The organism is Pseudarthrobacter sp. NKDBFgelt, assembly GCF_046097905.1.
GTDB lineage: Bacteria > Actinomycetota > Actinomycetes > Actinomycetales > Micrococcaceae > Arthrobacter > Arthrobacter polychromogenes.
In genome coordinates this window covers 1-12,732 of the sequence record NZ_JBJURL010000042.1, presented here as the reverse complement: position 1 = coordinate 12,732, position 12,732 = coordinate 1, and the positions used below count along the sequence as shown (strand labels likewise).

At 66.7% G+C, this 12,732-nt stretch carries 12 protein-coding genes and 1 riboswitch; of the genes, 7 read left to right on the top strand and 5 right to left on the bottom strand.

Annotated features, from left to right (window positions below; translation table 11 throughout):
* Positions 1-43 precede the first annotated feature (43 nt).
* Both ACKAE7_RS12495 and ACKAE7_RS12490 read right to left on the bottom strand, forming a co-directional pair.
* Positions 44-1,291, bottom strand: a complete 1,248-nt coding sequence (locus ACKAE7_RS12495; RefSeq protein WP_408979353.1) for an NYN domain-containing protein — start codon at positions 1,289-1,291, stop codon at positions 44-46.
* A 103-nt stretch (positions 1,292-1,394) separates the two neighbouring features.
* Positions 1,395-1,715: a hypothetical protein gene (locus ACKAE7_RS12490; protein ID WP_408979352.1), complete on the bottom strand. Its 321-nt coding sequence runs from the start codon at positions 1,713-1,715 to the stop codon at positions 1,395-1,397.
* Positions 1,716-1,830: 115 nt separating this feature from the next.
* Here ACKAE7_RS12490 and ACKAE7_RS12485 point away from each other — a divergent pair, with 115 nt between their 5' ends.
* Positions 1,831-2,604, top strand: a complete 774-nt coding sequence (locus tag ACKAE7_RS12485) for a GOLPH3/VPS74 family protein (RefSeq protein ID WP_408979351.1) — start codon at positions 1,831-1,833, stop codon at positions 2,602-2,604.
* Positions 2,605-2,683: 79 nt separating this feature from the next.
* Here the strand turns inward: ACKAE7_RS12485 and ACKAE7_RS12480 are convergent, their stop codons facing one another.
* Positions 2,684-4,030 (bottom strand): MBL fold metallo-hydrolase, encoded by a 1,347-nt coding sequence (locus ACKAE7_RS12480; RefSeq protein ID WP_408979350.1) that lies wholly within the window; start codon positions 4,028-4,030, stop codon positions 2,684-2,686.
* Between the two features lie 165 nt (positions 4,031-4,195).
* The gene (locus ACKAE7_RS12475; protein ID WP_174174902.1) at positions 4,196-4,480 is read right to left on the bottom strand and encodes a DUF427 domain-containing protein; all 285 of its coding nucleotides are present in this window, start codon (positions 4,478-4,480) and stop codon (positions 4,196-4,198) included.
* A gap of 180 nt (positions 4,481-4,660) precedes the next feature.
* Between ACKAE7_RS12475 and ACKAE7_RS12470 the strand changes: the two genes are divergently transcribed.
* On the top strand, positions 4,661-4,969 hold the full coding sequence (locus ACKAE7_RS12470) for a hypothetical protein (protein WP_408979349.1): 309 nt from the start codon (positions 4,661-4,663) through the stop codon (positions 4,967-4,969).
* A 75-nt stretch (positions 4,970-5,044) separates the two neighbouring features.
* On the opposite strand, the gene ACKAE7_RS12465 is transcribed toward ACKAE7_RS12470, so the two are convergent.
* On the bottom strand, positions 5,045-6,001 hold the full coding sequence (locus ACKAE7_RS12465; protein WP_408979348.1) for a zinc-binding dehydrogenase: 957 nt from the start codon (positions 5,999-6,001) through the stop codon (positions 5,045-5,047).
* A 277-nt stretch (positions 6,002-6,278) separates the two neighbouring features.
* Positions 6,279-6,376, top strand: a riboswitch (glycine riboswitch).
* 161 nt (positions 6,377-6,537) lie between these two features.
* Between ACKAE7_RS12465 and gcvP the strand changes: the two genes are divergently transcribed.
* From gcvP to ACKAE7_RS12440, 5 genes are all read left to right on the top strand, one after another.
* Positions 6,538-9,390, top strand: coding sequence for an aminomethyl-transferring glycine dehydrogenase (gene gcvP / locus ACKAE7_RS12460; protein WP_408979347.1), 2,853 nt, complete (start codon positions 6,538-6,540; stop codon positions 9,388-9,390).
* A 10-nt stretch (positions 9,391-9,400) separates the two neighbouring features.
* The gene (gene gcvT / locus ACKAE7_RS12455) at positions 9,401-10,534 is read left to right on the top strand and encodes a glycine cleavage system aminomethyltransferase GcvT (RefSeq protein WP_408979346.1); all 1,134 of its coding nucleotides are present in this window, start codon (positions 9,401-9,403) and stop codon (positions 10,532-10,534) included.
* 295 nt (positions 10,535-10,829) lie between these two features.
* Positions 10,830-11,213 (top strand): glycine cleavage system protein GcvH, encoded by a 384-nt coding sequence (gene gcvH, locus ACKAE7_RS12450; RefSeq protein ID WP_191035688.1) that lies wholly within the window; start codon positions 10,830-10,832, stop codon positions 11,211-11,213.
* Entirely contained in the window at positions 11,210-12,547 is a 1,338-nt protein-coding gene (gene glyA / locus ACKAE7_RS12445) for a serine hydroxymethyltransferase (protein WP_321202314.1), read from the top strand. Before gcvH ends, glyA begins: the two co-directional genes overlap by 4 nt.
* Positions 12,548-12,656: 109 nt before the next feature.
* Positions 12,657-12,732, top strand: a 76-nt coding sequence (locus tag ACKAE7_RS12440) for a serine dehydratase beta chain (RefSeq protein ID WP_387442595.1), incomplete at its 3' end; no start/stop codon positions are given.

Below are 12,732 nucleotides of genomic sequence, written 5' to 3'. Positions count from 1 at the left end.
CCCGGCGCCCAGCCCACCCGGCGCCACACCCGCCGTCGTCCGTTTAAGCGTGTCCGTTCTCCAGCAGCCCGCCGCTCGCCCAGCGCCGCACCGCGGCCTTTTCGCCGGTGTCGAACTCCAGCAGGGCCACCCGGCAGAGTTCCTCCACGTTGGCCGTCCACGCCGCCGCCAGTTCCGCCGCGGTCGCCTTGTCATTGAACTGGAAATTGGCGTAGGCGAGCCCCTGCAGGACGAAACTGACCGCGTTGCGGGAGACCGGCTGGCCGGCGCTGACGCAGTCGTCCCGCACCTGCCGGGAGAGTTCGGTACGGTTGAGCGCCGGCTGGTCCCGGAGCCGGGCTGCCATGGCCGTGAAGATCTGCCGGAATTGCGCGGCGGAAAGTGCAGGCACATCCGTCACCCGCGTGACCTGCTCCTCCACGCGCGGCTGGAGGTCCGCAGGCAGCGGAAGATCCTCGCTGGAGAACCGCTTGGCGTCCCACACCCAGCCGCCCTGCGCGGCCGAATATTCCACGTCCTTGGCGATCTGGGAAACCCACGTTCCGAACTTTCCGAACCCGCCCCAGTCCGTCTTCAAGGAAGGTTCCGCCGTAAGCGCCCGGTGCGCCACCATGGCCCCCACCACCGGCCCAGGCGCGGAGCGGACAAAATCCAGCACTTCGCGGACGGCGGGGGAGCTGGCTTTGGTTTTTGCCTTGGCAGCGGCAGGGGCCTGCGGCAGCTTCGGGGACGCCACGGCGTGGATGGGTTCGGCGGTGGTGCCGTGGAGGATCGCCACGAAGTCGTGCGACTCCACCACATGGTCCGCCATCTCCCGGTAGGCGAAGGCCACGGCGCCGGCAGCGATTACGGTGGTCATCCGGTCTGCGGCACGGAACCGCTGGATCAGGGACGTGAAGTCGGCATCGGCCGAGGCGATGAAGAACTCCTCGATCCCGCCGCTGCCGGACAGCGCGTCCATCGCGTCCAGCACCAGGTTGATGTCCGTGCTGCTCTTGCCCCGTTGCGTCAGCGACGGGCAGTCGATCACCCGGAAACCGGCGCGGGTCCAGTAGGTCCGGTACTTCGAGTACACCATCGGGTTCAGGTAGCAGTTGCGGATCAGGAAGCGGCGGGCACCCTCCCCGGACCCGCCGGCTGACAACGCATCCGCCCAATGCTTGGGGTCCTCGGCAAACCGCTTCGCCGCCAGCGGGTCCAGGGCCTGCAGGCCGGTGAACACGTTGTCGAAATCAACAAACATCGCGGCCCGGATGCCGGGCCTGCGGGAGGGAGAGAGTGCCTCGTTCATTGGCTTAGTGTGCCAGCATCGCGGGGCGCGGGCACCCCCTCCGGGTGCGACACGCAAGCGGACGACGGCGGGAGGTTCCGCCGTCGTCCGCTTCCCCCTTGGCTTAGGTGCTTAGGTTCCAGTGGACCCGGATGGCCTCCGCAATGGGTGCCTCCTTCACGTCGACCCGGAAAGCGACGGGCGCGGTTCCTGTTTCCTCGATGACGGCGTCACGGTAGACGCGGCCGCAGGAGGGGCAGAGGGTGTAAAGGTCCTCGTCCGCGGGCCACTCCGCCAGCTCCGGCGGGGCAGGGGAATCTCCTGAGTGGACGGGGATGCCCTGCGCGTTGGCCTGGATCAGACCGTCCTTGCTGACGGTGTTCCCGCAGACGCAGGTAATGGTGGTGACGTCATGGCCAACCACCTCGGCGGTTTCGGTGTCCATGGCGGCCTCCGCGGCGCTGGAAGGGACGTTGTGATACCAGCTTAAACCTGCGTCCGTGGGGGAAACAGGTACTTTGGCCGTAGCGGGTGCCGCTGTGCGGGCGCACCATGGTGCCATGAACGCGGAAACACCCCAAGCGGTTGAACTGAGCCTTCCCCAGGCCTTCCTCCTCCTGGCCACCGATGACAAAGACGGCAAACCCGAAGTTCCGGTGTTCGCACTCAGGACCACGGTGGCAGGGGCAATCCTGGCCGAGCTGGACCTGGTCGGTGCCATCGAGCTGCAGGGCAAGCATGTCCGGGCTACGGGTGCCACACCTGACACGGAGCTCCAGCACGAGCTGGAGCTCATCCGCGGCAAGTCGCGGCCGCACAGCGCCAGGCGCTGGGTCTCCATGCTGGAAGGCCGTGCCCAGACGCAGCGCATCTACGAGCAGATGGCGTCGGCGGGCATCGTGGAACACGTCGGCGAGAAGCACCTGGGCCGTTTCCGGGCCGCGCGGTATCCGGAAAAGGACCATGCCCCCGAGGCCGCGCTGCTGGAAAAGATCCGGACAGCACTCAGGGCTGCGCCGTCCAACCTGCAGCCGCCGGATACCGGCGCGGCTGAGGGCGGGGGAGCTGAGGGCGCAGCTGCTGGCACAGGGCCGGAAGCCGCCGGGCCGGAGGCCGCGAAGCCCGGGACTACGAAGCCCGGAACCACGGCGCCCGAGGCCAGGACCATAGCGCTGATCGCCCTGATGCAGGCGGCGGGGCTGCTCGGCAAGCTCTTCCCGGAAGCGGACCGGGTCCGGGCCAGCGAGCTGGCCAAGGACTACTGGCCGTCCCGCGCTGTGGAGGATGAACTCCGCATGATCAGGCTGGCGGAGGAGGAAGCCGCAACCCTGTAGGCGGCAACCCTTTAGTCAGGGCACAACGCAAGCGGACGACGGCGGGACGTGCCGCCGTCGTCCGTTCACCATTGCTGGCTCACGCCAGCGTGAAGCCGGCCTTCTTCACGTCGCCGAAGCTGGCGTCGATGTGGACCACGTCGCGGCCGGTCCGCTGCAGGAGACTGGCGGCCACGGCGGAGCGGTAGCCGGAGCCGCAGTGCACCCACAGCCGGCCGGCGGGTACCTCGTCCATGCGCCGGAGCAGCTCGTGGAGCGGGATGTTCACCGCATCCTGGATGTGTGACTCGTTGAACTCGTCGGTGCGGCGGACATCGAGGATGGGATCATCCTTGGGCTTCTGCAGCACCTCTTGCCAGCCGACGCTGTCATACGAGGAGGTTGCCGCCCGGGGCGCGAGGTCCGCTGGGCCGGCGCCGATGGCCGCGTCCGGGTTGTCGACGCCGATGCGGGACAGGTCCCGGATGGCGTTCTCCACGTCCTGGCGTTCACCCACCAGCGTCAGCTGTTCGTCCCAGGGCAGGACCCAGCCCAGGAAGGCGGTGAACTGGGTGCCGTCGCCGTATTCGAAGCTGAGGCTGCCGCTCAGGTGGGTGTTGGCGAAGGCCACCCGGTTCCTCAGGTCCACCACCCACTCGCCCCGCTCCAGCCGGGACGCCAGCTCGTCCTGGTCCAGCGAGTCGGGCAGGTCCAGGTCCGGCGCGGTGGGGCCGGCCATGTTGATGGGGGCCATATGGGCGTAATAGGACGGATAGGCCGTGAGGTTGTGGATCAGCTCACGGACAAAATGGTCCTCGTCCGGGTCCGTCAGGGCATGGTTTTCCTGCAGCTGCTCGCCGATGGTGGAGGATTCCGCCCCGCTGGCCGGGCCCGAGGAGCAGAAGGAACCGAAACCGTGGGTGGGGTAGAGCCCGGCGTCCCCACCCGCTTCATCCACCAGCCGCCGGACCGACCTGTACTGGTGGTGGGTGAGCGGCACGGTGTCTTCCTCGCTGACCAGGTCGGTGCGGCCCACCGAGCCGTAGAGCAGGCTGCCGCCCGAGAACACTGCCTGCTGGTCACCGTCCGTCACGATGTAGGAGAGGTGGTGGTGGGTGTGCCCCGGCGTGGCCACGGCCTTGAGGACCATCCGTCCCACTTGCACCGTTTCCCCGTCGGAGATCGGCTGGCGGCTGTACGGGACATCGTCCGCGGCGTTGACCAGGTAGTCGGCGTTGTGGTCCTGGGCCAGCTGGAGCCCGCCGGTGACGTAGTCGTTGTGGATGTGGGTCTCGGCCACGTGCGTGATCCGCACACCTGCGTCCGAGACGGCCTTTTCCACCCTGTCCGTGTCCCGCTGGGGATCGATGACCACTCCCACCGCGCCGTCATGCACCAGGTAGGTGCGGTCGCCCAGCTGCGGCGTTTCGATCGTGATGACTTCCATGCCGGGTTCCTCCTCGAACGGGTGTCAGCCTGATCGTCACGTTACCCCCGGGCCACCACCAGCCGGTAGACCCATCCGGGACCCCTCAAACGGAAGCGGACGACGGCGGGAGGTCCCGCCGTCGTCCTCTTGCCCCAGGCGGCTCCCGCGTGAGGGGAAGGCCTGCTAGCCCTCGATGGTGACACCGCGCCAGAACGCGATCCGGTCCTCGATCTGCTTGGCGCGGGGCTTTGGCTCAGGGTAGAACCAGGCCGCATCCACGTTGACCTTCCCGTCCACTTCCAGCGTGTGGTAGCTGGCCCGGCCTTTCCAGGGGCAGACGGAATACAGGTCACTGTCCCTCAAGTAGCCGGCGTTGACGGCGTCGCGGGGGAAGTAGTGATTGCCCTCCACCACCACGGTGTCCGTGGATTCGGCTATGACTTTTCCGTTCCAGATAGCCCTGACCATGGGGGTTCCGTTCTGTTGGGTGCCGCGCAGCTGGCGGCGGACGTGTCGTAGGTATCCCAACGCCGCGCCCGTCCGGCTTGTTCCCCGAGGATGGGTTCATTCCCTGGCCTCGGGGGAGGGCGGTCCCGGGGGAGCGCCCGACGGCGGGACGCGGCCGGCAGCCCGGCTAGACTCGCCTGCATGGGGGACAACAGCACATCTGGAGAACAGCAGCCACGGAAACCGGCCCGGATCCCGGGTGTGGTCCTGCCGATCGCGGGGCTCCTCGTCCTGCTGGTGGGATGCCTGGTGGCCTGGCTCAAAAGGAACACTTATATCGGCTGGTTCGCCTACGCGCCGCTGAGCAACCAGCCCTTCTCCGGCACCGGCATGGCGTTCCTCAGCCCGGGGACGCAGGCGGGCCTGGCCATCGCCGTCGTGGGCCTGCTGCTGCTCGCATTCTGGGCCGGATACCGGCTCGGCAGGAGGAACGGCGCCGAGAGCCGGTAGGGCACCAGCCTGCGGGGCAAAGCTGGAGGCGGCGGGACGTGCCCTCCGCCTCCGTCCCCGGATTACGCGTGGGGGTCAGCCCCCGTAGACGGCGATGAAGCGGCCAACAACGCCGCCCTTGCGCAGCTTGTCGATGGCGCCGGGGATGTTTGCCTGGGTAATCAGGTTCATCGGCGGATTCAGCTGGCCTGACTTCATCAGGGCGTAGAGGTTCTCGAGGTCCTCCTTGGTGCCCGATTTGGAGCCCTTGATGGACAGTTGCTTGATGATCAGCGGGTAGGTGTTGATGGTCGCCTCGAGGCGTCCCATGCCCACCTGGACCAGCGTGCCAAATTCGGCGAGGGTCTCAAGGGCCGCAGCGGTCGTGGTGCCAAAACCGGCGTAGTCCACGATCAGGTCGAGGTCCTTGTCCTTGAATGCGTCGATGGAGGCGGCGACTCCGGCAAGGCCGATCTCGTCGGCCAGCTTTTGGGTTTCGGGATTCACTTCCGCGCCGTACACCTCGGCACCTGCCAGTACGGCGACGCGGGCGCCGATGTAGCCCAAGCCGCCGAGCCCGATCACGCCAACCTTCATCCCGGCCTTGGCTCCGCCGACGGCCATGATGGCGTGGTATGCCGTGAGTCCGGCATCTGTTGCCATGGCGCCAAGCTCAAAGGAAACCTCATCCGGCAGCCTGACCAGGTTGTCGTCCGTGGCAAGCAGCTTGGGGCCAAAGCCGCCGTCCCACTTTCCGTAGCCGATTGCGTCGCCATCGCCCATGACGGGAGAGAGGCCGACCCTGTCGCCGACCTTCCAGTGCTCCATGCCTTCGCCCACTTCGGTAATTACTCCCGCGTTTTCGTGGCCCATGGTGCGGGGGAGTTCCGGGAAGAGGGGCATCCATCCGGCGTCGTCAATCGCTGTGACATCGGAGTGGCACACCCCGGCGGCCTTGACGTTGACAACCACCTGGCCGGGACCGGCGGCGGGCTCTGCGACCTCGTTGAGCTGGAGTGGATTGTTGGTGCCGGTGAACTGCCATGCCTTCATGGGACGTCTCCTTTGCGTTCATGGATAAATGCATGCATATGCATGCATATGGTCAACCTTACGCTTGCTTGTGGCAACCGGATGCCGATTGTGGCAAGGCTCACGGGCGGGTCATATTGCTCGGACTTTCGTTGCGGGCGCTGCCTTGCGGGTTGGCGGGATGGATGATGCGGGCGCGTCCCGCCGTCGTGATGCCGTCTTTTGCGGTGGCAAGTTGCATCCGCCACTGCAACACGATATTCTGTGAGCCGTGTCACCCACCAGTGGCACATGCTTATGATCTGCGGCGGGAGAGTCCTGCCGGTACGTTCTGCAGGCGCCGTAGGAGCAAATCCTCCCCAGGAATCTCTCAGGCCCACGTACCGCCGCGGCAAGGCAACTCTGGAAAGCAGTCCGGGCAACCGGGCTCACCGACGGTGCAAGTGGCGCCCCGCTGAACAGCAGGGCAACGCAAAACTCTCAGGTCCAATACAGAGCGGGGAGGAACCCGAATCAACGTGGTGCTAAGGCGCCACCTGAATTATGGAGTTCCTCTCATGACGGTTCACTCGTCCCCAACCACCTTCGCTGACCGCCATATCGGCGCGCGCCGCCAGTCCGATATCGACACCATGCTCAAGGCCGTCGGCTACGACACCCTTGATGGCCTCGTGGACAGCGCGGTTCCGGATTCCATCCGCCAGGACAAGCCGCTCACCCTTGAGGGCGCCCTCAGCGAAGTCCAGGTCCTCGCCGAGCTCCGCAAGCTGGCCGGCAAGAACAAGATGGCCGTGCAGATGATCGGCCAGGGCTACTTCGACACTGTGACCCCGCCGGTAATCCGCCGCAACATCCTTGAAGCCCCCGCCTGGTACACCGCCTACACCCCGTACCAGCCGGAGATTTCCCAGGGCCGGCTTGAGGCGCTGCTCAACTTCCAGACCATGGTCCAGGACCTCACCGCGCTCCCGGTGGCCAACGCCTCCCTCCTCGACGAGGCCACCGCCGTGGCCGAAGCCGTGCTCTTGATGCGCCGCGCCAACAAGAACAAGACTGCCAAGGACGGCAAGACCGTCCTGGACGCCGACCTCCTCCCGCAGACCATCGCCATCGTGCTGGGCCGCGCCGAGGCCCTCGGCTTCGAGGTTGAAGTCGCGGACCTCACGGGCGGACTGCCCGAGGGCGACATCAACGGCGTAGTCCTGCAGCAGCCCGGCGTCTCCGGCCGGGTCTGGGACCACTCCGGTGTGATCGCCGAGGCCAAGGAACGCGGCGCACTGGTCACGGTCGCCGCCGACCTCCTGGCCCTCACCCTCATCACCCCTCCCGGCGAGCAGGGTGCGGACATCGCCGTCGGCTCCACCCAGCGTTTCGGCGTGCCGTTGTTCTTTGGCGGACCGCACGCCGCCTATATGGCCGTCCGCGAAGGCATGGAACGCACCCTGCCGGGCCGCATCGTTGGCGTGTCCAAGGACAACGCCGGCGTCCCGGCCTACCGCCTGGCCCTGCAGACCCGCGAGCAGCACATCCGCCGCGAGAAGGCCACGTCCAACATCTGCACCGCGCAGGCACTGCTGGCCATCGTCTCCTCCTTCTACGCCGTCTACCACGGCCCTGACGGCCTGAAGGCCATCGCCGAAAGCGTCCACAACAACACCCGCGCCCTGGCAGCGACGCTGAAGCGTGCCGGCCGCGAACTGGTGTCCGAGTCCTTCTTCGACACCCTCACCGTCCGCGTGCCCGGCAAGGCTGCCAAGGTGATAACGGCCGCCGAGGCCCGCGGCATCAACCTGCGCCTCATCGACGCGGACACGGTTGGCGTGTCCGTTGATGAAACCACGACGCCGGAGGTCCTCTCCGCGGTGGCGGTCGCCTTTGGCGCCGGTCCGGTTGTTTCCGGCGAGGGCTTTGAGCTGCCGGAGTCCGTGCTGCGCACCTCCACCTACCTGCAGCACCCGGTGTTCAACACGCACCGCTCCGAAACCCAGCTGCTGCGCTACATCCGCCGCCTCTCCGACCGTGACCTGGCGCTGGACCGCACCATGATCCCGCTGGGTTCGTGCACCATGAAGCTGAACGCCACGGCCGAAATGGAAGCCATCTCCTGGCCGGAGTTCGCCTCCATCCACCCGTTCGCTCCGGACTCCCAGACCGAAGGCTGGCGCGAACTCATTGCCGGGCTCGAAGCCGACCTCGCCGAGATCACCGGGTACGACCAGGTGTCCATCCAGCCCAACGCCGGCTCCCAGGGTGAACTGGCCGGCCTGCTGGCAATCCGCGGCTACCACCACTCCCGCGGCGACCAGCAGCGCAACGTCTGCCTGATCCCCGCTTCTGCTCACGGCACGAACGCCGCGTCCGCTGTCCTGGCGGGCATGAAGGTTGTTGTGGTGGCCACCGCTGCCGACGGCACCATCGACCACACCGACCTTGCCGCGAAGATCGAAGCCCACAAGGACGTCCTCTCGGCGATCATGATCACCTACCCGTCCACGCACGGCGTGTACGACTCCGATGTCCGCGAGGTCTGCGACGCGATCCACGCCGCCGGCGGCCAGGTGTACGTGGACGGCGCCAACCTGAACGCCCTCGTTGGCCTGGCGCAGCCGGGCAAGTTCGGCGGCGACGTGTCGCACCTGAACCTGCACAAGACCTTCTGCATCCCGCACGGCGGCGGCGGACCCGGCGTCGGACCCGTTGCTGCCAAGGCGCACCTGGCACCCTTCATGCCCGGTGATGCAAACAAGGCCGCCCATGAAGCCGGGCATGGCGTTGCGATTTCCGCTTCGCGCTTTGGCTCAGCTGGTGTGCTCCCGATTTCCTGGGCCTACGTGAAGCTGATGGGCGGCCAGGGACTGACCGAGGCCACCAAGTCGGCGCTGCTGGCAGCCAACTACGTCGCAGCACGGCTGAACGAGTACTTCCCCGTCCTCTACACCGGTGAAACCGGGCTGGTGGCGCACGAGTGCATCCTGGACCTGCGCGACCTGACGGCCCAGACCGGCGTCACCGCGGAGGACGTGGCCAAACGGCTCATCGACTTCGGCTTCCACGCCCCCACGCTCTCCTTCCCGGTAGCGGGCACCCTGATGGTTGAACCCACCGAGTCCGAGGACCTCGCGGAGATCGACCGCTTCATCGAAGCCATGATCACCATCCGCAAGGAAATCGACCAGGTTGCCAACGGCGACTTCACCGTGACCAACAGCCCGCTGCGCAACGCACCCCACACGGCCGCCGCCGTCGTCTCTTCCGACTGGGACCGGACGTACCCGCGCGAGCAGGCAGCCTTCCCCGTGTCCTCCCTGCGGCAGGACAAGTACTTCCCGCCCGTTGGCCGGATCGACGGCGCCGCAGGGGACCGCAACCTGGTGTGCTCCTGCCCGCCGCTGTCCGAATTTGAGAACTAAGGATTTCCTGATGACTGAGAACTACACAGCTCTGTATGAGCAGCACAAGCTGGCCGGCGCCTCCTTCACCGATTTCGGCGGCTGGCAGATGCCCCTGAAGTACAGCTCCGAACTGGCCGAGCACCACGCCGTCCGCAACGCCGCCGGCCTGTTCGACCTCTCCCACATGGGCGAAGTCTGGGTCACCGGCCCCGACGCCGCAGCCTTCCTGGACTACGCCCTGGCCGGCAAGCTGTCCGCCGTTGCAGTTGGCAAGGCCAAGTACTCGCTGATCTGCCAGGAGGACGGCGGCATCATCGATGACCTCATCTCCTACCGCCGGGGCGAACAGAAGTACCTGGTGGTTCCCAACGCCGGCAACGCAGCGGTGGTCGCCGCCGCACTCGCCGAGCGGGCCGCGGGCTTCGACGTTGTTGTTGACGACGTGTCCGCCGAGACCTCCCTCATCGCCGTGCAGGGCCCGAACGCCGAGGCCATCCTCCTGACGCTGGTCCCCGCCGAGCAGCACTCCCTGGTGACTGAGCTGAAGTACTACGCGGCCGTTGAAGTAGGCATTACCTTCAACGGCGCTGTCCAGGACCTGCTCCTGGCCCGCACCGGGTACACCGGCGAGGACGGCTTCGAGATCTACGTCCCGAACGGGGACGCCGCCGGCCTGTGGGAAGCGCTGCTGGAAGCCGGCGACGGCCATGGGCTCATCCCCGCCGGCCTCGCCTGCCGCGACTCGCTCCGCCTGGAAGCCGGCATGCCCCTCTACGGCAACGAGCTTTCCCGCGAGGGGAACCCCTACGCCGCAGGACTGGGCCCGGTTGTCTCGCTCAAGAAGGAGTCCGACTTTGTTGGCAAGGCGGTGCTGGCCGAACTCAAGGCTCTCGGCGCAGGTGCCACCTCCGGCCGCAAGCTCGTGGGCCTCAAGGGCCTGGGCCGCCGCGCCGGCCGCAGCCACTATCCGGTCCTCAAGGACGGCAACGTCGTGGGCGAGGTGACCTCCGGCCAGCCTTCACCCACCCTCGGCTACCCGATCGCCCTGGCCTACGTCGACGTCGAACACTCAGAACCCGGCACCGCCCTGGACATCGACCTCCGCGGCAAGCCCGAGCCCTTCGAAGTAGTAGCCCTCCCGTTCTACAAGCGCCAGAAGTAACCAAAACATCACCCTGCACTTTTCGTAGTGCTGGGCCCACGCCGTCAGGGTTCCCTGGCCGAGCTTGCGAGGCTAGGGAGACGGTGGGGAGCATGCTGCCGGAGGCCGGACCCAAAGGGGCCGAACGCTCTCTCACTTGATGTCGGTTTTACCCCGACGCTCTCTCATTTGATGCGCGGTCTGACCGGACGCTCTCTCATTTGATGTCGGTTTCACTCGGACGCTCTCTCATTTAATGCGCGGTCTGACCGGACGCTCTCTCACTTTTCACACACCAGATTGAAGGAAACACACCATGGCAAAAGTTGTTGCTGAACTGAAGTACTCCGCCGAGCACGAATGGGTTGCTGCTGACGGCTCCGGACCCGCCAACATCGGCATCTCCGCGGTGGCCGCCGAAGCCCTGGGCGACATCGTCTACGTGGACCTGCCCGAGGTCGGCTCCACCGTGACCGCGGGGGAAACCTGCGGCGAGGTGGAATCCACCAAGTCCGTCTCCGACCTCTACGCCCCCGTTACCGGCGAGGTTGTGGAGATCAACGACGACGTCGTCTCCGACCCCGCGCTGATCAACAACGATCCCTACGGCGCCGGCTGGCTCTTCAAGGTGGCCGTCACCGAGGAAGGCCCGCTCATGTCCGCTGAAGAGTACGCGGCAGCCAACGGCGGCGAGCTGTGAGCCCCGCGGCCGCAGGCGCCGGCACAGTGGCTGCCGCATTCGAGCAGGTGGTCTCGCCGTCCCTGGACGCGGACCTCTCCGTGCTGGACCCGGAGATCGCGGCAAAGATCGACGACGAGCTGACCCGCCAGCGCGACGGCCTGGAGATGATCGCTTCCGAGAACCACACCGCAGCCGCCGTCATGCAGGCGCAGGGCTCGGTGCTCACCAACAAGTACGCCGAGGGCTACCCGGGCAAGCGCTACTACGGCGGCTGCGAGCACGTTGACGTCATCGAACAGCTCGCCATCGACCGCATCAAGGCACTGTTCGGCGCAGAATTCGCCAACGTGCAGCCGCACTCCGGCGCCCAGGCAAACGCCTCGGTGATGCACGCACTGATCAAGCCGGGCGACACCATTATGGGCCTGAACCTTGCCCACGGCGGGCACCTCACGCACGGCATGAAGATCAACTTCTCCGGCAAGCTCTACAACGTGGTGCCGTACGGCGTCCGCGAGGACACCCACACGGTGGACATGGCCGAGGTGGAGCGCCTTGCCCGGGAAACCAGGCCTGCCCTGATCGTGGCCGGCTGGTCCGCTTACGCCCGGCAGTTGGACTTCGCCGAGTTCCGCCGGATCGCCGATTCCGTGGGCGCCTACCTGATGGTGGACATGGCGCACTTCGCCGGACTCGTGGCCGCCGGTCTCCACCCGTCACCGGTGCCGCACGCCCACGTCACCACCTCCACCACGCACAAGACCCTCGCCGGTCCCCGTGGCGGCATCATCCTGACGAACGACGCCGACATCGCCAAGAAGGTCAACTCCGCTGTGTTTCCGGGCCAGCAGGGCGGCCCGCTGGAACACGTCATTGCGGGCAAGGCCGTGGCGTTCAAGATCGCCGCGTCCGCCGAGTTCAAGGAACGCCAGGAACGCGTCCTGGCCGGTGCCCGGATCCTGGCCGAGCGCCTGGTCCAGCCCGACGTCACCGCCAAAGGGATTAGCGTGGTCTCCGGTGGCACCGACGTGCACCTGGTCCTCGTTGACCTGCGCAACTGTGAGCTTGACGGCCAGCAGGCTGAGGACCGGCTCGCGGAAATCGACATCACCGTCAACCGCAACGCCGTCCCCTTCGACCCGCGCCCGCCCATGGTCACCTCCGGCCTGCGCATCGGCACACCGGCGCTCGCCACCCGCGGCTTCGGCGAGGCCGCCTTCCGCGAGGTTGCGGACATCATTGCCGAAGCATTGACGGCCGACGCCGGAACGGACCTTTCGGGGCTGCGTCACCGCGTCGATGCCCTCGCCGCCGCCCACCCGCTCTACCCGGGCATCGCGAACCTCGCGTAGTCTTTGGAGTTTTTGTCCAGGTATGCAGGGTGTGGGGGCGTTGAGGCCTGCGTATCTGGACAAAAACTCTTGATCCGGGCACGTTCGTTTTTAGTTAGGAAAACCCGTCATGGCTGTTGGCGTTTTTGATCTTTTTTCTATTGGGATCGGGCCTTCGTCGTCTCATACTGTGGGGCCGATGCGGG